18 protein-coding genes are annotated in these 21,359 nt (G+C 70.5%); 6 read left to right on the forward strand and 12 right to left on the reverse strand.

The window, feature by feature from the left end; all coding sequences use genetic code 11:
- Positions 1-46 precede the first annotated feature (46 nt).
- A complete protein-coding gene (locus BKA14_RS42810) occupies positions 47-316 on the reverse strand; it encodes a hypothetical protein (protein ID WP_184956416.1) in 270 nt (89 codons plus the stop codon).
- Between the two features lie 117 nt (positions 317-433).
- Between BKA14_RS42810 and BKA14_RS42815 the strand changes: the two genes are divergently transcribed.
- Entirely contained in the window at positions 434-1,015 is a 582-nt protein-coding gene (locus BKA14_RS42815) for a hypothetical protein (RefSeq protein WP_184956417.1), read from the forward strand.
- 54 nt (positions 1,016-1,069) lie between these two features.
- On the opposite strand, the gene BKA14_RS42820 is transcribed toward BKA14_RS42815, so the two are convergent.
- From BKA14_RS42820 to BKA14_RS42865, 10 genes are read right to left on the reverse strand one after another with little or no spacing between them, the layout of a single operon-like run.
- A complete protein-coding gene (locus BKA14_RS42820) occupies positions 1,070-2,074 on the reverse strand; it encodes a GNAT family N-acetyltransferase (protein WP_184956418.1) in 1,005 nt (334 codons plus the stop codon).
- Between the two features lie 2 nt (positions 2,075-2,076).
- Positions 2,077-3,288: an FAD-dependent monooxygenase gene (locus BKA14_RS42825; protein WP_184956419.1), complete on the reverse strand. Its 1,212-nt coding sequence runs from the start codon at positions 3,286-3,288 to the stop codon at positions 2,077-2,079.
- Between the two features lie 8 nt (positions 3,289-3,296).
- Positions 3,297-4,310: a GNAT family N-acetyltransferase gene (locus BKA14_RS42830; RefSeq protein ID WP_184956420.1), complete on the reverse strand. Its 1,014-nt coding sequence runs from the start codon at positions 4,308-4,310 to the stop codon at positions 3,297-3,299.
- Entirely contained in the window at positions 4,307-5,449 is a 1,143-nt protein-coding gene (locus tag BKA14_RS42835; RefSeq protein WP_239092619.1) for a hypothetical protein, read from the reverse strand. The genes BKA14_RS42830 and BKA14_RS42835 overlap by 4 nt, the downstream gene beginning before the upstream one ends.
- Positions 5,446-6,657 carry an O-antigen ligase family protein gene (locus BKA14_RS42840; RefSeq protein WP_184956421.1) on the reverse strand — a complete coding sequence of 404 codons (1,212 nt, stop codon included), beginning with the start codon at positions 6,655-6,657 and terminating at the stop codon, positions 5,446-5,448. Before BKA14_RS42840 ends, BKA14_RS42835 begins: the two co-directional genes overlap by 4 nt.
- Positions 6,654-7,931, reverse strand: a complete 1,278-nt coding sequence (locus BKA14_RS42845; RefSeq protein WP_239092618.1) for a lipopolysaccharide biosynthesis protein — start codon at positions 7,929-7,931, stop codon at positions 6,654-6,656. Before BKA14_RS42845 ends, BKA14_RS42840 begins: the two co-directional genes overlap by 4 nt.
- Positions 7,924-9,876, reverse strand: coding sequence for a polysaccharide biosynthesis tyrosine autokinase (locus BKA14_RS42850; RefSeq protein WP_239092617.1), 1,953 nt, complete (start codon positions 9,874-9,876; stop codon positions 7,924-7,926). Before BKA14_RS42850 ends, BKA14_RS42845 begins: the two co-directional genes overlap by 8 nt.
- A gap of 3 nt (positions 9,877-9,879) precedes the next feature.
- Complete coding sequence (locus tag BKA14_RS42855) at positions 9,880-11,106, reverse strand: glycosyltransferase family 4 protein (protein WP_184956422.1); 1,227 nt, start codon at positions 11,104-11,106, stop codon at positions 9,880-9,882.
- 14 nt (positions 11,107-11,120) lie between these two features.
- Positions 11,121-12,263, reverse strand: a complete 1,143-nt coding sequence (locus BKA14_RS42860) for an aminotransferase class I/II-fold pyridoxal phosphate-dependent enzyme (protein WP_184956423.1) — start codon at positions 12,261-12,263, stop codon at positions 11,121-11,123.
- On the reverse strand, positions 12,256-13,026 hold the full coding sequence (locus BKA14_RS42865; RefSeq protein WP_184956424.1) for a polysaccharide deacetylase family protein: 771 nt from the start codon (positions 13,024-13,026) through the stop codon (positions 12,256-12,258). The genes BKA14_RS42860 and BKA14_RS42865 overlap by 8 nt, the downstream gene beginning before the upstream one ends.
- A gap of 224 nt (positions 13,027-13,250) precedes the next feature.
- Between BKA14_RS42865 and BKA14_RS42870 the strand changes: the two genes are divergently transcribed.
- The gene (locus tag BKA14_RS42870; protein WP_239092616.1) at positions 13,251-14,240 is read left to right on the forward strand and encodes a GNAT family N-acetyltransferase; all 990 of its coding nucleotides are present in this window, start codon (positions 13,251-13,253) and stop codon (positions 14,238-14,240) included.
- 354 nt (positions 14,241-14,594) lie between these two features.
- Here the strand turns inward: BKA14_RS42870 and BKA14_RS42875 are convergent, their stop codons facing one another.
- Positions 14,595-15,644: a LacI family DNA-binding transcriptional regulator gene (locus tag BKA14_RS42875; protein WP_184956426.1), complete on the reverse strand. Its 1,050-nt coding sequence runs from the start codon at positions 15,642-15,644 to the stop codon at positions 14,595-14,597.
- Positions 15,645-15,905: 261 nt separating this feature from the next.
- Here BKA14_RS42875 and BKA14_RS42880 point away from each other — a divergent pair, with 261 nt between their 5' ends.
- From BKA14_RS42880 to BKA14_RS42895, 4 genes are read left to right on the forward strand one after another with little or no spacing between them, the layout of a single operon-like run.
- Positions 15,906-17,174, forward strand: coding sequence for a sugar ABC transporter substrate-binding protein (locus BKA14_RS42880; RefSeq protein WP_184956427.1), 1,269 nt, complete (start codon positions 15,906-15,908; stop codon positions 17,172-17,174).
- A complete protein-coding gene (locus tag BKA14_RS42885; protein WP_184956428.1) occupies positions 17,175-18,758 on the forward strand; it encodes an ABC transporter permease subunit in 1,584 nt (527 codons plus the stop codon).
- On the forward strand, positions 18,755-19,597 hold the full coding sequence (locus tag BKA14_RS42890) for a sugar ABC transporter permease (RefSeq protein ID WP_184956429.1): 843 nt from the start codon (positions 18,755-18,757) through the stop codon (positions 19,595-19,597). Before BKA14_RS42885 ends, BKA14_RS42890 begins: the two co-directional genes overlap by 4 nt.
- Positions 19,594-21,354, forward strand: coding sequence for a glycoside hydrolase family 13 protein (locus tag BKA14_RS42895; protein ID WP_184956430.1), 1,761 nt, complete (start codon positions 19,594-19,596; stop codon positions 21,352-21,354). Before BKA14_RS42890 ends, BKA14_RS42895 begins: the two co-directional genes overlap by 4 nt.
- Positions 21,355-21,359: the final 5 nt, after the last annotated feature.

Genomic DNA, 21,359 nt, shown 5'->3' on the forward strand with positions numbered 1-21,359 from the left:
TCGCCCGCCGCGGCACCGAGCACGGCTCCGGCCCGGGTTGGCAGTCCTAAGGGCCGGTGGGACAGGCGCCCGTGACGGTCGTCTGCTGGGTGATCTCGCCCGAGACAGTGTCGATCAGGACGACGCTCTTGCGGCCGGACTGGCCCGTCGCGGCGAGGTAGCCGCAGAAGTCGTCGAAGACGCTCGGCAGGTGGCCGGCCTCGCCGGGCACGCCGAGCAGGACCACGAACGCCGCCACGATGATCAGCAGACGGGGATGGCGGCCGCGGGTCGTCGGGCTGACGGGGGCTCGGGAGTCGAGGTCGATGACGGGCACGCCCGGAGCATAGTGCGAGCACGCACCCCACGAGTGACCACTTCAGGCTGAAGGGGGTGTCCGCCCGGCAAGGCTGATCGTTACTCGGAGCGGCAGCAGCGCGCGGAGGGAGCATTCATGGCCAAGCCGGTCGACGATGCCAGCGCCGACAAACAACTGGCCCACAAGACCGCGAAGATCGGTTTCTGGGGTGCCGTCGTGGTGGCGGTGATCGGCGGTGCGGTCACCCTCGGCGGCGCTTTGATCGCGAAGCCCCGGACGACCGAGAAGCCGGTTCCCGCGCCGTCGCCGCCGGCCGGGAAGAGAACGCAGCTCAGGTTCGATTCCGTTGACCGTCCGGTGGGGCTGTGCAACGTCTTCGACGGCACCGGCGACTGGAGTCCGGCCGACTTCGATCTGCTGGTCTTCAACCGCCCTTGGGACGATCGGGAAAAGGTGGGGACGGGCGCCTACTACCTCGACGGCCTCGCGGAGAAGCTTGCGGACGGCGTGTGGAAGGGGCCGCGGCAGGAGATCGGGCGGGACACGCGGGCGGGCTTCACCGTGGAGATCACGGCGGTTCTGGTCCGCCACGACTGGTCCGGCTATCTGCAAGGCGTGGTTGCGCCCGATCATTACTGGGTCTCGAAGACTTTGCCGCCCCATGAGGCGGTGGCCTCCCTCGTCGTGACGCGGGACGGCACCGACGGTGGGTGCTGAGCCGGGGCTGTGCTCGCCGGGGGTGGCCGGCGGGCACAGCGCGCGGCGTACGGGCTAGCGGTAGGGCGGGAAGCGGCCGGTCATCGACTCCGGCGTGGGCGGGCCGGACAGTTTCTCGTAGTTGCCCCGGTCGGTGATGACCCGCCACGTGTGGAACCGCTGGCGGCCGGCGGCGAACTGGGACTTGTAGCGGAACAGGGAGTCGGCGGTGCCGCCCACACCGCCGCCCAGGTGGTAGATGTGGTTGTTGCGGGCGCGGCCCCACATACGGACCTCGTGGTAGAGCAGTTTGTCGGCGTAGTGGATCGGGCCGTCGGCGGTGGACTGCAGATGGGTGTGCATCATGCCGGCGTACTCGAAGAACAGGTTGCCGCCGAGAACCTGGCCGTCGAGAGTCGCTACGGCGAGGTGGACGTGCTTGTCGACGGCGGCGCGCAGGCGGTGGAAATGGTCGGCGCCGAAGAAGTAGAAGTCGGTCGCCCCGACTCTGCGCATGGTCGCGTGGTAGGTGCCGATCCAGTCGTCGAACAGGTCCCAGTCGTCGAAGACGATCTCGACGCCGGCCCGTTTGGCCTTGTTGATCTGGTTGCGGTGGCTGCGGTGCGTCTGGGACCAGAGCTCGTCCGGGCCGAGCGTCAGGTCGATGGAGACCGTCTCGCCGTGCTGCACCACCGTGCCCGATCCGGCCAGGACCTCCCGGCAGCCGGGGAGCAGCGGATGGAGCCGCGCGAACGCGGTGACCACCCCCTCGGTGCAGAGCACCTCGGTCATCGTGGCGGTCGCGCGCGACCAGAAGGCCGCGTCCGCGCTGCCGACCGGGCCCGGATACCCGTACGGGGAAATAGCGTCCTGCAGGTCGGTGCCGGGCACCGGCCGCAGCAGCAAGGGGAGCAGGAAGACGCGTCCCGCCTCGTCGTACCGGTAGGCCACCGGTGTTGCGCCGGTCAGGCCGGCGTCGAGCCGCACGTACTCGGGGATGTGGTAGATGTCGTGCCGGACCCGGTCGAGTGCCTCCGTCCAGGCCGGGTCCCGGGGTGACAGCAGTGCGGCATCGGCCATAGTCAACCTCCTGTGAGTTGGGGAACTCTCGGCTCGGCAGCGGGGCGGCGCCGGGCCCGGCTCCGTCGGCGGACGCCCAGGGCCGATCGCAACATCGCTCTCGGCACCGCGCGCTGGGTGCTCAAGTGCAGCAGGTACCGCCACGATGGATACTCGCCACGCCGGTCGGACAGCGCGTACGAGAAGCGGGCCGACGGCAGATCCGCGTATTCGGGCATCCGCTCGAACCATTCACTGCTGGCCCGGGCGGCCCGTTGCAGCGGGGCCAGCGCGGCCCGGCGGCGGTGTTCGTAGCGTTCCAGCGCGGGGGCCAGCGGGCCACCGGCGGCCAGGCTGTCGGCCAGCGCCATCGCGTCCTGCATGGCCAGTTTGGTGCCGGAGCCGATCGCGAAGTGCGTGGTGTGCGCGGCGTCGCCCATCAGCACCACGTTGCCGTTGTCCCAGCGCTGGTTGGTGACGCGGCGGAAGTTCATCCAGCCGGTGCCGCCCGCGTCGGCCCGGTGGTCGATCAGCCGCTGCCCGCCCAGGTGCGCGGCGAAAATGGTTTCGAGCCGCGCGCAGCCGGCCGCCGCGTCGAGCCGGTCGAGTTCGAGGGCCGACCAGACGGCGGGGGTGCATTCGACGATGAACGTGCTGGTCTCGTCGTCGAACGGGTAGGCGTGATACCAGATCCAGCCCGCGTGCGTCTTCTCGAAGCCGAACGTGAACGTGCGGAAGACGTGCGGCGTGCCGAGCCAGATGTACTTGTTGGCGCCGGTCTCGACCTCGGTGCCGAAGTGCTCGGCGTCGGCGTTGCGCAGCCGGCTGCCCGCACCGTCGCACGCCACGACCAGGTCGGACGGCGGTATGTCCGAGAGATCCGACGAGTAGCGGACGTCCACGCCGAGTTCCACGGCCCGTTCGGCGAGGATGCCGAGCAGTTTGTGGCGGCCCAGGCTGAAGCCGTAACCGGCCAGGTGCGTGACCTCCTTGCCGGTGGCGCGCACCTCGTACTCGTCCCACTGGCAGGCCGCGGACCAGATGCGGCGTGCGCTCACCGGGTCGTACGCGAAGAGGTCGTCCAGCAGGTCGTCCCAGAAGACCACGCCCCAGCCGTAGGTGACGCCGGGCGGGTTGCGTTCCAGCACCGTGACCTCGTGCGCGGGGTCGGCCAGCTTGGCCAGCACGGCGAAGTAGAGTCCGGCGGGCCCGCCGCCGGCACAGGTGATCCGCATGGCGTCTCCTAACGGTAGGGCGGGAAGGTGCCGGTCTCGTCGGTTTCCCGGCCGAGGGCGAGGACCAGTTCCTCGTACGCGGGCCGGTCGGCGACGATCCGCCAGGTGTGGAACGGGTGTTCGCGCGGCGAGAACCCGGCCTTGTACGAGAAGAGGGAGTCCCGCGCTCCGCCTTTGCCCCCGCCCAGGTGGAACATGGTGTCGCCGCGCGCTTTGCACCAGCGCCGGACCTCGTCGTAGAGCATCTCGTCGGCGTAGCGCCGGGGGGCCCGCCGAGTGGACGAGACGTAACCGGTAGCGATGCCGTCGTGCTCGAAGAACGTGTTGCCCCCGACCACTTCGCCGTCCTCCAACGCGACGGCCAGGTGCATCCGGTCGCCCATCGCGTCGTGCATGGCGGCCAGGTGTTCGCGGGTGAAGAAGTAGTAGTCGGACGCCCCGACCCGGCGCATGTTGTCGTGGTAGACGTCGACCCATTCGCCGAGCCGGTCCCAGTCGTCGAAGACCACCTCGGTGCCGGCCCGCCGGGCCCGGTTGATGTGGTTGCGGTGGTCGCTGCGGGTCTGTTTCCACATCTCGTCCAGGCTGACGGTGAGGTCCATCGAGACGGTCTCGCCGTGATGCACCATCGGGCCGAAGCGGCGCAGCAGGTCGAGCGGCGCGGGCAGCAACGGGTGCATGCGGACGAACGCGGTCACCACGCCTTCGCCGCGCAGTGTCCCGAGCATCGCCGTGCAGGCCCGTTCCCAGAAGTCGCGGTCGCCGGGCATGGCGTCGCTGACCGGGCCGGGATACCCGTACGGGGAGAGGGCGTCTTTCAGGCCGGTGCCGGTGATCTCGCGCAGGATCAGGGGCAGCAGGAACTGGCGGCTGCCGTCGGTGTACCAGAAGGCGGCCGGGGTGCCGGAGCACAGCGCCGCGTCCAGGGTGACGTAGCCGGGCAGGTGGTAGGTGTCGTGCCGGGTGCGGTGCAGGGCCTCCTTCCATTCCCGGGCGGCCGGTCCCACGAGCGCTGCGGTCATGTTCCGTTCTCCTTACCGCGCAAGATCCGAGCGTTGAGCGCCATGTTGGCGGCGAACTGGTCGTTGACGACCTGGTGACTTTCGAGCCGCTGCTGCACCGCAGCGTCGTAGCGGCCGAGTTTGACGAAACCGTCGGAGAACCAGCCGTTGTCGGCTCCGGTGCCGTCCACATAGGCCCGATAGGTGGTGCCCCCGGGCCAGACGACCCCGGTCAGCAGCCGGGAGAAGGCTGTCATGTCGGCCTCGGTCCACGTGGTGCCGCGATCGCGTGCTTCCACCACGTACGCCAGGACGCCGTTGCCGTGGCTGACGTCCTGCCCGGGCCGCCGGCCGGAACCCCACACGTCGCTCCAGAAGTACGCGGTGGCCTCGGCCGGGTTGCGGCGCATCTGCTGCTTGAGCCCGCCGCCGTAACCGGGCACGTGCTGGTCGACGTCGGCGATCACGGCGGCGTAGCGGGCCCGGCGGGCGCTGTCGATCGTGCAGCGGGCCAGGTTGGTGGCGATCAGCCCCCAGTGCGCGGTCATGTGCGTACGTTCGCGGTAGATCGTCTCCTCGGGCCCGCGCATGTGCCATTTCTCGAAGACGTGCTTCTCGGCGAACGCCAGCAGCCGGTCGTAGCGCGCCCGGTAACGGGAGTCGGCGTACGCGGAAGGATCTTCCCGCAGGGCCAGGAGCAGCGCGGTGCCGTAGCGCCAGAAGTAGCTCTCGTAGAGCGGCACCTCGTCGCCGTCCTCCTGCGCCGACACCCAGCCCAGGTAGCCGCCGCGGCGGGGGACGGCCGTGGCCACCACGTTCTCGGTGAACTGCAGGGCCCGGTCGAGGTAGCGGCGTTCCCCGGTGGCCCGGAACATCGCGACCAAGGCGTCCACCGTGTACGAGACGTTGTAATGGTCCCAGCTGTCGGCCGAGCGGGTCAGCGGCAGGGCCGTCTCGGCCTGGTAGTTCCAGGCCCGCAGGAAGATGCCGGCCCAGTAGCTGACCGGCTTGAGCGCCGCCGCGGCCACCGGCGGGCCGTCGGGCCGGGCCGGCATCGGGCTCAGCGCACCGGTCACGTCGTCCTCCTCGGCGCCGCAGGCGGCGGCGACGGAACCGAACGCGGCCAGCAGCACGGCCCGGCGGCCGATACGGGCGCTCACGCCGGCACCTCCTCGAGTCTTCCGGCGGGGACCGGCACCACCGCGGCCGCGGCCGCCATCGCGGCGAACAGCCAGGCCAGCCGGGAGTCGTAGTAGTCGCCGGAGAACAGACTGCTCAGCCCGACGAAGACGGCGGCCGCGACGGCCAGGCCGGTGAGCCGGGGACGATGACCGCCGCGACGTACGGTCGTGGCCCACAGCAGCACCGACGCGGTGAGCAGGCCGATGCCGATCAGCCCGCCCTCGGCCGCCACGCCGAGCACGTAGTTGTGCGGGTATTCGACGAACTGGTTCACGCCGATCAGCCCGTAGAAGCCGTCCAGCCCGGCCCCGGCGATCGGGTGGTCGACCGCGAGTTGCCAGGCCGCGGCCCAGATGTCCGTACGGTCGGAGAGGTAGCGCTGCTGCACCGTCTGCTCGACGAAGCGTTCCTGGAACAGGCTGGTGAAGGCGGGTGGCGCGAACACCGTGATCGTGACGACCGCGGCCGCGACGAAGGCCAGCGCGCCCGCGATCGCCCCCGGGTGCAGCCGCCGACGGATCTTGAACAGCGCGACGGCTCCCACGGCCGCCCCCGCGAGCAGTCCCGCCCGCGAGCCGGACAGCACCGCGGCCAGGCCGAACAGCGGGGTGGCGAGCAGTGGCCACAGGCGCCGGCGGAACAGGGCCAGGGCGATCGCGCTGATGATGCCGAGGATCTCGATGCGGACGAACACGTTGGGGCCGCCGCCGAACGCCGAGTAGCGGCCCTGCTCTCCGGGGCCGTTGACGAACAGGGCGGCCAGCGCGAACACCAGCGCGGCCAGGTAGAACAGCAGGAACGCCGTACGCAGAACCGTCTCGGGGTCACCCACCGCGTACAGGTAGAAGGCGACGACCAGCGCCCCCATCAGCACCAGGTCGACCGTCTGCGGCCCGACCCGCGAGGCCGCCGGCGCCCACAGCCCGGAGGCGATCTGGAACAGGAAGAACAGCACGGTCGCGACGAGCCAGCCCTCCCGCCGCGGCCCCGCGACAGGCACGGAGGGCCGGCGCGCGATGTCGACGATCAGCACGGCCAGCGCCACCAGCAGGCCGATCACCCGCAGGTCGACCCAGGCCAGATCGGTGTAGCCGGCCCGGTCGAGCGTGAACCGCCCGCCGATCGCCACCAGGATCAACACCACGCCGGGGGCCAGGAAGACGCGCGGGGTGCGCAACCACGTCATTCGCGGTCACCGCTCAGCCGGTTGGCGATCAGGGCGAACAGCAGGCAGGAGCCGTAGCCGATCAGCGAGCCGTAGGCCGCCCCGAGGATGCCGAACGGCGGGATCAGCAGCAGGTACGCGGCGAAGCTGACCACGAACCCGGTGATCTCGGCCGCCGACACCAGGCTGCCGCGGCCCTTGGCGATCAGCAGGCCCAGCGTGACGCGCGAGATCGCGTACAGGCCGGCCGCGGCCACCAGCGGCACCACCACCGCTTGGGCCCCGGCGTACTCGTGGCCGAAGACCGGCACGATGAACAGGTAGAGCCCACCCGCCGCGATCGGGGCGACGACCAGGCAGTAGACGGCCACCGCGAGCAGGATCGGCCGGGTCGGCAGCCCGCCGTCGTTGTGCTCCTTGCGCCACTTGCCGAGCTTGGCGTCCGCGTACGCGCGGACCGGCCACGCCAGCAGCTCGGTCATCGTGGCCACGGCGGCGTAGACGCCGAGCGCCGACGTCGACGCCAGCGCGGGCAGGGCCAGACGGTCCGAGCGCAGCATGGCCATGTTCGAGATGGCCGCCGGGAAAAGCGACAACCCTTCCCGCCGTACGGCCCGGTTGCGATCAGCCATCGGCGCGCTCGGGCCACGCAGCCACAGGACGATGTAGACGACCGTCGGCAGCAGACCCGCGATCAGGTAGGCCACGATCCACAGGGCGGGCGTGGTGGTGTTCGCCCGATACAGCACGACCAGCAGCCCCAGCAGCAGGAACGCCTCGACGACCCGGCAGATCAGGAAGTCGCCGACCCGTCCGGCCGCGATCGCGATCGACCGCGTGGCCAGCCCGGCCACCTCGACCAGCGTGTACGCCGCGATCAACCCGATCACCAGCAGCCCCGGGTTGTAGCGATCCGGCGCGAGCACCTCGAAGCCCGCGGCCAGCAGCAGCCCGGCCGCGCAGGGCACGATCAGGAGCTTCCCGTACGCCTTGACGGCCGCCCCCGGCGTGGCCTCGTGATAGGTGGCCACGAAGCTGCGTTCCGTGCCCAGCAGCATGAACTGCGTCGACAGGTAGACCACCTGCAACATCAGCGCGACCTCGCCGCGGTGGGCCGGGGCCAGGGCGCGCACCATGAGGATGTTGGCCACGAAGGCCACGCCCCCGGTGAGCAACTGCGAGGCGAAAAGCTGCACGTACGATTCCCGCAACTGCGCGCCGGCCCAGGCCGCGGGGCCGGGCCGCCGCGCCGGCGCAACCTCGGCCGCCGGGCGCTCGGCCTGCAGCTCACTCATCCTCGGGCCTCGGTTCGTGCTGCTGCGTCTCCTCGTCCGGGTCCTGCTCGTCCGGCTTCGGGGACCGTCCTGGCGTCGGGTTGCCCGCCGTCGGCTTCTCCACAGCCGGCCTGTCCACAGCCGGTCGCTCCTCGGTCGTTTCTTCCGCCGCCGGGTCCTTCTCGGCCACCATGGCCTGCCCCCGCACGACGGCCTTACCGTGTCCGTTGAGCGAGACCGACTCGGCCGCGACCTTCACCGCCCGCCCCGGCGGGATGATCGCCTGCGTCTGCGAAGCCTCGTCCTCCCGCACCGGGCGCGGCTTGGGCGGCACGATCCGTTGCGCCGTCGAGCCGTCGTCCGGCGTCCGTGGGGTCGAGCCGTTGCCGGGCGTCCGTGGGGCGGACTTGTCGTCCGGTCGCCGGGAAACCGAGCCGCCCTGAAGTCGCTGCGTGACCGAGCCGTCGTACGGCCGCTGCGGGGCCGGGCCGTCGGGCGGGCGGCGTGGGGTGATGACGGCATGGGAGACGTCGGCCGTGGTGATCTCGGTCTTGGCCACCCGGGCCCGCCCGCTGACCGGGTTGGGCGGGGGCATCGGCTCGTCCCGTTCGCCGGGCGCGCCCAGCAGCGTGGTGATCAGTCCCGGGCTGTCCATCGGGGCCGGGACGGTCGGTTGAGCGCCGGCCGACGTGTCGGGCAGCTTGCGCGGCAGGGCGTTGAGCACCGCGCCGACCAGCTTGGCGCCGACCCGTTCGAGCAGGTCGGTCGAGCGTTGCACGTCGGCCGTACGGGTGCGGTTGGCCCGGACCACCAGCAGCGCGCCGTCGGTCACCTTGCCCAGCACTGCCGCGTCGGCCACCCCGTGCAGCGGCGGCGCGTCCACGATGACGATGTCGAACCGCGAGGTCAGCTCGTTCACCGTCGCGGCCAGCCGGGGCGACGCCAGCACCTCGCCCGGATCGGCCCGCTTCTCGCCCGGTGGCAGCACGGTGAGCCGCCCGGCGAGCGGGTCGCGCAGCACGTCGTTGAGGCGGGCCCGCCCGTCGAGCACGTCGGCCAGCCCGGGCCCGCCGCCCATCGACAGGTAGCGGCCCACGCCGGGGGAGCGCAGGTTGGCGTCGACGAGCAGCACCCGCGCCCCGGTCTCGGCCATCGCTATGGCCAGCCCGCACGACACCGCAGTGGTGCCCTCCTTCGGACCGGCCGCGGTGATCATCAGGGCGGTGCCGTGGCCACGCACCAGATCGGCCGGGAGCAGGCTGCGCAGCCGGCGGAAGGCCTCGGCCAGCGCGGAGTCGGCCTGCCCGGACCGGGCCCAGCGCCCGCTGAGCGAGATGACGCCCACGGTGCCGATGCCGAGGCGGCGCAGGTCGTCCTCCTCGGTGACCGTCTTGCGGCCGGCCTCGCGCGCCGCCACGCCGACCCCACCCACGAGGAGTCCGAGCACGGCCGAGAAGCCGATGTTGCGGGCCAGGTGGCCCGGCTCCTGCACGGTCACCGCGTCCTGGGCCACGGTGATCTGCGGCGGCGGCCCGCTGTCGGCCGCGGTGCCCGGCGGGTCGAGCTTCTTGGCCAGCGCCACCAGCGCCGCCGTGGCGTTGGTAACCATCGTGCGGCTGCGCTCGGCCGACGGGTCCTTGGCCGACACCACCAGCAGGTCGGTGCCCGCCTGGACCTCGGCCGACAGGCTTTCGCGCACCTGGTCGGCGGGCGCCGGCGGGTTCAGCCGGGCCGACACGGTCTGCGCCACCCGGGGCCCGGTGAGCAGGGCGATGTACGAGTTGAGGCGGCTCGCCTTGGCGTCCGGGTCACCCGCTCCGGTGCTCACGAACAACACCATCGACGACCGGTACGCCGGTTCCTGCGTGAGCGACAACCCGGCCGCGATCCCGGCCGCCAGCACCACCGGCACGACGATCCAGGCCCATCGACGCCGGGCCGCCCGTACGTATTCGCGCAGTTCCACGCCCTATGCCCCTCTGCCCGCGGTGGTCGCCGCCCGGTCGAGCACCGCGGCGAACTGGTCGAAGAGCAGGTCGCGGGAGAACTGCTCGACCGCGAGCTTGTGCGCGGCGATCCGGGCCTGGGCCAGCCACGACTCGTCGCGGCAGTAGCGCGCGAACTGGTCGCCCGCCGCGTCGGTGTCGGTGGGGTCGAGCACCAGCCCGGCGCCCGTCTCGTCGAGCAGCTCGGCCTGCCACCCGCCGTAGTTGATGGCGATCGGGCGGCCCGCGGCCAGCGCGTCGAAGAACTTGTTGGCCGAGTTCTCCCACAACGCGCGGATGGGCCGCACGAAACTGGTCGACATCGTGGCCGCGCCCACAATCACCGGCAGCTCGCTCTTGGGTACCTTTTCCCACATCCGTACGGTGTCGCCGAGCAGACCGAGGTCGGCGGCGAGCCGCTTCGTGGGCTCCCATTCCTTGCCGTGTCCCACGATCAGCACGCGGATCTCGGGGTCGATGTCGCGCATCCGCTTGGCCGCGCGCACGAGGTAGTCGACGCCGTTCACCGCACCCAACGCTCCGGTGTAGACGATCAGTGGCCGGTCGCCGAGCCATTCGTGCCGGGAACGGAACTCGGCTACTTTCTCGTCCGCGACGGCGAACATCTCCATGTCGGCCGCGTTCGGGATCACGGTCGTACGGGTGGCCGGTCTTCTCTTCCTGACGCCGGCCGCCATGCCGGGAGAGAGCGCGACAACCTCCTTCGCGTTGCGGTAGGCGAAGGTGGCCAGGGCGCCGGCCGCTCTACGGGCCAAGGGGTTACGCAGGGCGCCCATCTCGATCGGCACCTCGGGCCACAGGTCGCGCACCTCGAACACGAACGGCACCCGGCGCACCTTGGCCGCCAGCACGCCGGGCACGGCGACGGTGAGCGGGGTGCTGGTGGCGAAGACCAGGTCGGCCCTCAGCGACGCCGCCTTGGCCGTGGCCACCGCCATGAACTGGAAGAACGCGCGGATCCGGCGGGCGTAGGACATCGAGTTGTTGTAGGGGATCGAGAACCAGTGCACCCGTACGCCGTCGTCCTCGGTCCGCCGCCAGCCCAGCTTGGGGTTCGTGCCGGTGATGTCGGTGGTGATGACGTCGACGGTGTGGCCCCGCGCGACCAGGCGACGGGCCTGCTCGTAGGAGCGGATGCCGCCCGCCATGCCGGGATTGCAGTAGTACTGGTGGATGTAGACGATGTGCATGCCCGGCTGACCCCTTACGCGTTGGCCTCGGCGGCCACCGCGCGGACGGCGGTGGCGACTCGTTCCCGGTCGTGCTCGGTGAGTGCGGAACCGCTGGGCAGGCACAGCCCCCGGCGGAACAGGTCGGCGCACACGTCGCCGCCGCGCATCACGCAGTCGCGGAAGACCGGCTGCAGATGCATCGGCTTCCAGGTGGGCCGCGCCTCGATGGCGTGCGCGGCCAGCCGCTCGAGCACCCGGTCGCGGCTGGCGCCGAACCGCTCGGGGTCGATCAGCAGGCAGGTCAGCCAGTAGTTGGCCCGGCCGTACTCGGCGATCGGCATGAACGTCACGCCGGGCAGGTCGCCCAGCGCGGCGCGGTAGAAGTGACCCGTCTCCCGGCGCGCGGCGATCATCGAGTCCAGCCGCTGCAACTGGCCCCGGCCGACGGCGGCGAGCAGGTTGCTGAGCCGGTAGTTGTAGCCGACCGACCGGTGCTCGTAATGCGGGAACGGCTCGCGGGCCTGGGTCGACAGGTGCCGGGCGCGGCGGGCCACCCCGTCGTCGTCGGTGACGAGCATGCCGCCCCCGCCGGTGGTGATGATTTTGTTGCCGTTGAACGACAGCACCCCGGCCAGCCCGAACGAGCCGGCCGGCTTCCCGGCGTACGAGGCACCGAGCGCCTCGGCCGCGTCCTCGATCAGCGCCACGCCGTACCGGTCGCACGCGTCGACGAGCGGCCCGTAGTCGGCGCACTGGCCGTACATGTCGACGGCGATGACCGCGCGCGGCGGCCGGCCCTTGGCGCAGCGCCGCTTCAGCTCCTCGACCACCAGGGCCGGGTCGACGTTCCAGCTCGCGGTCGTGCTGTCCAGGAAGACCGGGCGGGCGCCCAGATACATCACGGCGTTCGCGGTCGCGGCGAACGTGAACGACGGGACCAGCACGGTGTCGCCCCGCCGCACCCCGGCCGCCACCAGGGCCAGATGCAGCGCGGCGGTGCCGCTGCTGAGGGCGACCGCGTGCCGCACCCCGACGATCTCGGCCACCTGCGCCTCGAACGCGTCGAGATCGGGCCCGACCGGCGCCACCCAGTTGGAGTCGAACGCCTCGAGCAGCAGCTTGCGCTCGAGCTCGCCGACGTCGGGCGGGGACAACCAGATGCGTGTCTCAGTCATGGACTCTCGTCCTCACAGCCCACAGCGGCCAGGCCGGGTGCAGGCCCTGGCGGTGGATCATCAGCGGGGAGTCGCCCGGCTGCATCGCGGGGCGCAGCGTGCTGGCGAAACTGGTGAAGCCGGCCTCGCGGGCCACGGCGACGTCGCGCCGGCCGAAATCGACGGCGGGATGCCCGTACGGGGCCGCGAAGTCCCTGACCTCCAGGCCGAGCTCGTCCTCGATCTCGCGCTTGGAACCGGCGATCTCGTGCCGCGCCTCGTCGTCGGACTGGTCGGCCAGCCGCTGATGCGTCACGGTGTGCGAACCGAAGTCGAATCCGGCGGCCGCGATCGCGCGGCAGTCGTCCCAGGTGAGGTTGCCGGGCTGCCCGACCAGCCCGGTGGTCAGGAAGAACATCGCAGGGACGCCGAGCTCGCGCAGCACCGGGACGACGACGTCGCGCCAGCTCGCGTGCCCGTCGTCGAACGACAGACAGAACACCGGACCGTGCAGCGCGGTGTCACCGTCCAAGATGGTCAGCGCTTCGCTCCAGCTCACCAGCCGGCCGCGCCTGCGGAAGGCGAGCAGATGGCGGCGCAGATCGTCCGCGTACTCCGGCAGGACGTCGTGATAGAAGGGGAAAAACAGGCCCCCGGTCTCGGGCAGCCGCCGGAAAGCCCCGGCCGGCGCCAGAATCCGGCCCTGCACACGGGGTCGCGCCCGGAGCTTGCTGCGCAGCCCGAGCTCGTTGAGGCGTCGCTTGATCAAGGTCGGGGACTGCATCGGCACCCTCCGGCTTCCGCGGTCCGTATCGACCGTCGCCGTATCGACCCTCGCAAAGGGCGCCCGGGTGGCGTCAGTAGCAATTGTCATAAGGTACGTGAGGATGTTTCACATCATTTATGACGTGCCCGGCCTGTCCTTCCCTCGCCTTTGTGAATAGCCTCGGAGCCACGGGTATTCGTGCGTCTTTTCGCGGAAGGTGACGCATGCTGCGACTGCACCGGGTGACCCCGACCGCCGACAACTGGGCCGACCGCGCCACCTACGACGACCGGCTGATCTTCCACACCGAACCCTGGGTCGGCTTCGTGGCCGAAGCCCAGCGGGCCGAACCCGTGCTGGCCCTCGTCAAAGACGGCGCCGACCCGGTCGGCCACTTCACCGGACTGGTCACCAAACGCTTCGGCCTGCGCATACTCGGCAGCCCCATGGCCGGCTGGACCACCTCCTACGGGGGCTTCAACCTTGCGCCCGGCGTGCCGCGGCGGGCCGCGCTGCAAGCGTTGATGCCGTTCGCCTTCGACGAACTGGGCTGCGCCCACCTCGAGATCCGCGACCGCTTCACCACCGTGGCCGACCTCGGCGGGCTGCGGTTGCGCTGGGCTGAGGCCCCGACCGCGGTGATCTCGTTGGAACCGTCCGAGGAAGCCCTCTTCGCGGCGATGGCCAGTGCGTGCCGGCGCAATATCCGCAAGGCAGAACGCAGCGGAGTAACTGTCGAGGAAGTTGTCGCTGATCCGACATTCGCCGACGATTTCTACGACCAGTTACGCGACGTATTCGCCAAACAAAACCTCGTCCCCACGTATCCGATCTCGCGCGTCCACGCCTTGATCCGCCACCTGGCCCCGGCGGGTCAGCTCCTCCTGCTGCGGGCCCGCGACTCGTCGGGGCGGTGCATCGCCACCGCGGTGCTTCCCTGGTATCACCGGACGATGTATTTCTGGGGCGGGGCCAGCTATCGCTCGTCGCAGCATCTGCGGCCCAATGAGACCCTGATCTGGCACGCTCTGCGGTGGGCCCGGTCGCGGGGGATCACCGAGTTCGACTTCGTGGGGGGTAACGCCTACAAGTCCAAGTACGGGACTGTTTCTGTTTCTGTGCCTTGGGCCCGCCGGTCTCGGTCTCCTCTTGTCGCCAACCTGCGTGATGCTGCTGCTCAGGGGTTTGCCCTCAAACAGCGGGCGGTTGCAAGGTTGACCGCTGCTCGCTGAGTTCGGGTTTCCTCTTGTTGGTTGCTCTCTGGGACGGCTGGCTTCCGCGTCGTGGACGAAGCCGGCGTCTGTCTCTCACCCGGGCGGACCTGAGTGGTGGGTCGTGCAACCGCACCGTGCCTTGCGCTCCGACGCTTCGCGCCTCGTCGCTGCGCTCGGCCACGTCTTCGGTCTGACGGAGGCTCGGCCCCTTCCCCCGGCCGTCCCAGCGCAAGTAACACGAGGGACCGCCGCTGGTGGTCGGCATCGCGCCGTACACCAGTCCCAGCGCAAGCGAGACGAGGGAACAGAGACACCGGCTGACAGGGCCGAGGCTGAGCAGATTCGTCCGGCCACGAAGGAGAGCAAAAAGGCTCAGGCGGCCGACGAGGAGACCGGGCGGTCGCGATGGGCCGGAGCCTTGGCGGTGGAGTCGCGGACGACCAGCTCGGGACGGAAGAGATACTCCGAGTGCGGCGCCCCGTGCCCGTTGATCTCGTCCATCAGGGACCGCACGGCGGCAACGGCCATCGCGGTCACCGGCTGGCGCAGCGTGGTCAGCGGGGGATCGGTGAAGGCGATCAACGGGGAATCGTCGAAGCCGATCACCGAAACGTCGGAGGGGACGGAGAGGCCGCGCCGGCGGGCGGCCCGGATCGCGCCCAGGGCCATCAGGTCGGAGCCGCACACCAGGGCCGTCGCGCCCATGGCCAGGAGGCGGTCGGCCGCAACCTCGCCGCCTTCGACGCCGAACAGTGTCAGTGACACGTAGTCGTCCAGGTGGGCGTCGGCGATGCCGAGTTCGCGTTTCATGGCCTGCCGGTAGCCGGCCAGTTTGCGTTGCACGGCGATGAAGCGGTTCGGCCCCGAGATCATGCCGATGCGTTTGTGGCCCAGCGCGACCAGGTGGGTCACGGCCAGGTCGCCGGCCAGGCGTTCGTCGCAGGAGACGAACGGGGCTTCGATGCCTTCGGTGTAGCCGTTCATCAACACGATCGGCAGGGGGCGGTCGAGCAACCGCTGGTAGCGCGCGTGGTCGGCGGTCGTGTCGGCGGACAGGCCGGCGACGAAGATGATGCCGGAGACTTGCCGGTCGAGCAGCATCTCGACGTATTCGTCCTCGGTGACGCCGCCGGGGGACTGGGTGCACAGGACCGGGGTGTAGCCCTGCTGGGCCAGCGTCGATTCGATCACCTGGGCGAAGGCGGGGAAGATCGGGTTGTCGAGTTCGGGCACGACCAGCCCGACCAGGCCGGCGCTGCGTTTGCGCAGCCGTTCGGGCCGTTCGTAGCCGAGGACGTCGAGGGCGGTGAGCACCGCCTGGCGCGTCTCCTGGGAGACCCCGGGGCGGTCGTTGATGACACGCGAGACCGTCGCCTCACTGACCTGGGCCTGACGGGCGATGTCGGCCATCCGTGCACGCATAGCGACAACTCTAGTGCTGCTGCTTTTCCGGGGAGAGCCTGCAAGCTCTTCCATTGTATGCAAGCTCTTGCTAACGTCGCCGCAACAACAGCGACACAGGCCGATGTCCGGTGGCCGAGCCGCTAGCTGCGCTTATTCGAGTGTGGCTATGGAATCGCACTCCCTACTCAGCCCGCAAGCCCGCAAGCGGAGCCAGCGGCTGTTGAAAGTTTCAGCAAGAGATGCCACATCATGATCCTCGCGATACGACAGGAGACGCACATGCGCATCCGTCCCTCGGGTGCAGCGGGTGTTGCCGCCGCCCTGACCTGCGCTCTCGCCCTTGCCGCCTGCGGTGGGGGCGACGATGGGAACAGTCCCGCCGGCAACCCGTCCGCGAATGCGGCAGGCCGGCAGGGTGAGCTCGTCATCTGGGCCGACGACAAGCGCTCGGCCGCCCTCAAGCCGTTCGCCGACAAGTTCGGCAGCGAGAACGGCGTCACCGTCAAGGTCCAGGCGATCTCCAAGGATCAGCAGACCACCTTCGTCACCGCTTCCCAGCAGGGCAGCGGCCCCGACGTGATGGTCGGCGCGCACGACTGGATCGGCAACCTGGTGCAGAACGGCGCGATCGACCCCGTGCAGCTGGCCGCTGAGCAGACGAGTGGCCTCAACCGGAACGCGCTCAAGGCGGTCACCTTCAACGGCCAGACGTACGGGGTCCCGTACGCGATGGAAAACCTCGCCTTGATCCGCAACACCGAGTTGGCCCCGGAGGCCCCCGCAACCATCGAGGCGCTGGTCAAGAAGGCCGATGAGCTCAAGGCGGCCAAGAAGGTCTCGGAGACGCTGTGCCTGCAGGTCGGGCAGAACGGCGACGCCTACCACCTGTACCCGCTGTATTCGAGCGCCGGCGGCTACCTGTTCGGCACGAGCGCCAACGGCGACTACGACCCCAAGGACCTGGGCGTGGGCAAGCCGGAGGGGGTCGCGGCGTTCAAGAAGATCGCCACGCTGGGTGAGAAGGGGTCGGGCGCCCTCAAGCGGTCGATCACCCCGGAGAACTCGATCGCCACGTTCACCGGCAAGAAGTGCGCCTTCCTGGTCAGCGGCCCGTGGGCGATCACCGACGTCAAGAAGGCCAAGCTGCCGTACGACATCAGCGCCGTTCCCGGTTTCGCCGGCGGGCAGCCCGCGCGGCCGTTCCTGGGGGTGCAGAGCTTCTACGTCGCGTCGAAGGGCAAGAACAAGGCGCTCGCGCAGGAGTTCGTCACCAACTACGTCACCACGCCGGACCTGGCCGTCGCGCTGTACGAGGCCGAGCCCCGCCCGCCGGCCCTGACCGCCGCGTTCGACCAGGTCAAGGGTAAGGACGCCGATCTCGAGAAGTTCGTCGAGGCCGGTAAGGACGGTCAGCCGCTGCCCGCGGTGCCCGAGATGGCGGCCATCTGGGATCCGTTCGGCAAGGCCGAGGCCGCGGTGGTGGGCGGGGCCGATCCGGCCCGGACGATCACGGCCGCGGGTAAGACGATCTCGGCCGCGATCAAGTAGATGACGGCGACGAAGCTCGGCGGGCCTGTCGTCCAGGCCCGCCCGGCCCCGGAGGAGAGGCCCGACCGCAGGGGCCACCTGATCAAGATCCCGATCTTGGGCCTCACCACAGCCATCGCGATCTGGGCCGCCTTTCCGCTGATCGACAACGGGGCCTGGACCGGTCTCGCGATCCTCGCCGCGACCACGGCCGGTCTGCTGTATCTCTACCTGACCCCGCGTCACGTCCCGCTCAAATATCTGGCCCCCGGCACGATCCTGCTGATCCTGTTCCAGGTCTTCCCGGTGCTCTACACGGCCAGTACGGCGTTCACGAACTTCGGCGACGGCCACCGCGGCAGCAAGCAGGAGGCCGTCACGGCCATCCAGACCGCGTCGGTCACTCAGGTGCCCGGTTCCCAGCAGTACGCCCTCACGGTCGCGACCACCGGCGACCCGGCCACCGGTCCGCTGGTCTTCCTGATCACCGACCCGGCCACGAGGCAGGTCTCGGCCGGCGACGCCGACGGCCTCGAACCGATCGACGCCACCGTGAACAGCGCGGGCCGGGTCACCGCGGCCGACGGCTACACGCTGCTCACGGCCGGCCAGGCCGGCACGCGCAGCGCCGAGATCACCGCGCTCGCCGTGCCCACCGCGGGCGGCGCCATCCGGTCGTCCGGGCTGTCCCGGGCGTACGAGGGAAGGGCCGGCCGGGCCTACGACGTGGGCTGCGACTGCATCCGCGACACGGCCACGGGCCGGACGTGGACCGCGGACGAGCAGGCCGGCGCGTTCGTGGACGGCAACGGCGAACGGCTCGCGCAGGGCTGGAAGGTCGGCGTGGGGTTCAGCAACTTCACGCGAGTGCTCACGGAGCCGGCGATTGCGGGCCCCTTCCTCCGTACGCTGGTCTGGAACTTCGCTTTCGCCGTCGCGTCGACCGGCGGCACGTTCGTGCTCGGGCTGCTGCTGGCGATCGCCCTGCACTCGCCCCGGGTCCGCGGCCGTACGGCGTATCGCGTCCTGCTCGTGCTCCCGTACGCGATGCCGTCGTTCGCCATGCTGCTGGTCTGGCGCGACATGTTCAACACCGACTTCGGGTTGATCAACAACCTGTTCGGGCTGGACGTGGACTGGTTCGGGGGCAGCGCCTCGGCCCGGCTGGCGGTGATCCTCGTACAGCTGTGGCTCGGCTATCCGTACATGTTCCTGGTCGCCACCGGCGCGTTGCAGGCCATCCCGCGCGAGCTGGCCGAGGCGTCGCGGATCGACGGCGCGAGCGCGTGGGGCGGTTTCCGGCGGATCACCCTGCCGCTGCTCATGGTCGCGCTGACCCCGCTGCTGATCTCGTCGTTCGCGTTCAACTTCAACAACTTCAACGCGGTCTACCTGACCACCGAGGGCGCGCCGTTCCCGGCCGACAATCCGGCCAACGGCGCCACCGACCTGCTGATCACCTACACCTACCGGATCGCGTTCGGCGGGGGCGGCGCCCAGTACGGCTACGCCGCGGCCATCTCGATCTTCATCTTCCTGATCGTGGCCGTCGTGTCGGCGATCAGCTTCCGGCGCACCCGCCATCTCGAGGAGGTCCACTCATGACCTGGGTCAAGCAAGTGGGCTGGCGCCATGTGGTCGGCCTGTTCATGCTCGTCTTCGCGCTGGCGCCGATCCTGTTCGTCGTCTCGGCCGCGGTCAACCCGCTCGGCACGTTGTCGTCTAGCGAGATCGTGCCGACCGGGGCCTCGGGCGGCAACTTCTCCCGGCTGTTCGCCGACACCGAATTCGGCTCCTGGTTCCTGAACTCCCTTCTGATCGCCGGGCTTTCGTCGGCGGCCTCGGTGTTCATCTCGGCCCTGGCCGCGTACGCGTTCAGCCGCCGCCGGTTCCGCGGCCGCCGGGTGGGCCTGCTGGCGGTCCTGCTGATCCAGATGTTCCCGCAGTTCCTGGCGATCGTCGCGATCTTCCTGATCTTCTCGGCGGTCACCGATTACTGGCCCGCGCTCGGCTTCAACACGTGGTGGGGTCTGATCCTGCTCTACCTGGGAGGCGCGCTCGGTGTGAACACCTGGCTGATGAAGGGTTTCTTCGACACCGTGCCGCGCGAGCTCGACGAGTCGGCCACGATGGACGGCGCCGGCCACCCACAGGTGTTCTTCCGCATCCTGCTGCCGCTGGTGGCGCCGATCCTGGCCGTCACCGCGCTGCTGGCCTTCATCGGCACCATCAACGAGTTCCTGATCGCCAACGTGTTCCTGACCGACACCGGCGCCAAGACCCTGCCGGTGGGGCTGGTCGGCCTCGTGGCCGGGGAACGCAACGCCAACTTCGGTATGTTCTGCGCGGGCACGCTGCTCACCGCGATTCCCACCGTGCTGGTGTTCCAGCTGCTGCAGCGCTACATCACCGACGGGCTGACGGCCGGGGCGGTCAAGGGATGAGCCGGCCGCACCATGACGGCAGCGAGCTGTACGTCAGCGATCCCGCGCCCGCGCTCGGCGACACGGTCACCGTGTTCGTGCGGGTGCCGCGCGGGACCGGGGTGTCGCGTGTGCACATGCGCTGGGTGCGCGACGGCGAGCCGATCTTCACCTCGCTGAAAGTTGATCATCGACGGGGCACCGACACGTGGTGGCGAGCTGAGATAACAGCGCACAACCCGATCACCCGCTACCGCTTCCTGCTCGGCACGACGAGCGGCGTGCGCTGGCTGACCGCGTACGGGGTCACGAACCACGACGTGCCCGACAGCACGGACTTCCGGCTGGTCGCGCAGCCGCCCGCCCCGCAGTGGGCGCGCGACGCCGTCATCTATCAGATCTTCCCCGACCGCTATGCCCGCTCGCCCGCCGCCGACCGGCGCGAGACTCCCGACTGGGCGATCCGCGCGCGGTCCTGGGACGAGCCGGTCGTGCCCGGCCCCGACGCCGTCCGCGTGCTCCACGGCGGCGACCTGGACGGCGTCGCGCGGCGGCTCGACCACGTGACCGCGCTCGGGGCCGACACGATCTACCTCACCCCGTTCTTCCCGGCCCGCTCCAACCACCGGTACGACGCCTCGGGTTTCGACCGGGTCGACCCGCTGCTCGGCGGCGACCGCGCGCTCGAACGGCTGGCGGCGGCGGCCCGCGACCGCGGCGTGCGGCTGATCGGCGACCTCACCACCAACCACACCGGCGACGCGCATCCGTGGTTCACGTCGCGGCCGGACTTCTACTACCCCGGCGTGTCCTGGCTCGGTGTGCCCAGCCTGCCCAAGCTGAACTGGGCGAGCGCCGAGCTGCGCGAGGAGTTCCGCGCCGTCGTGCGGCGGTGGCTCTCCCCGCCGTACGGGCTGTCGGGCTGGCGGATCGACGTAGCGAACATGACGGCGCGGCTCGGCGCCGACGACCGGAACCACGAGGTGGCCGCGCTGCTGCGGGCGGCGGTGCACGAGGCCCGGGCCGACGGCCTGCTGATCGCCGAGCACGGCCACGACGCGACCGGCGACCTCGACCGCGACGGCTGGCACGGCACGATGAACTACGCCGGTTTCACCCGTCCGGTGTGGAGCTGGTTGCGCGCCGAGACCGCCCTCTTCGACGGTCTGGGCAACCCCGAGGAGCTTCCCGTACGCGAGGCGAGCGCACTGGTCGCCACCATGTCGGCGTTCGCGGCGCAGATGTCGTGGCGCTCGTGGGAGGCGTCCTGGTCACTTCTCGGTTCCCACGACACGGCCCGGATCCGTACGGTAGTGGGCGACGCGGAGCGGCAGCATGTGGCGGCCGGCCTGTTGTTCACGCTGCCCGGCACGCCGATGGTGTTCGCGGGGGACGAGCTCGGGCTGACCGGCGGGGGCAACGAGTCGGCCCGCGCGCCGATGCCGTGGGACACGCCGGACAGCTGGGACACCAAGACGCTGGGGCGTTATCGCGACCTCATCGCGCTGCGGAGGGGTTCGCCCGCCCTCACCCGCGGCGGGCTGCGCTGGGTCCACGCCGACGGCGACGTTCTGATGTTCCTGCGCGAGAGCAGGTCCCAGAGCGTACTGGTGCTCGCGGCGCGCGCGTCCGCCGACCGGCTCAAGCTCACCGGTCTGCCGCCCGGCACCACCCTGGAAAACCTGTACGGCGGCGCCCCGCCGCTGCACATCGAAACCGATGGTTCCGCAGTCATCGATATCGCAGGTCCGGCCGTTCAGGTCTGGGTCATCCCGTAGAAGGG

It is taken from the genome of Paractinoplanes abujensis (assembly GCF_014204895.1).
GTDB classification, from domain to species: domain Bacteria; phylum Actinomycetota; class Actinomycetes; order Mycobacteriales; family Micromonosporaceae; genus Actinoplanes; species Actinoplanes abujensis.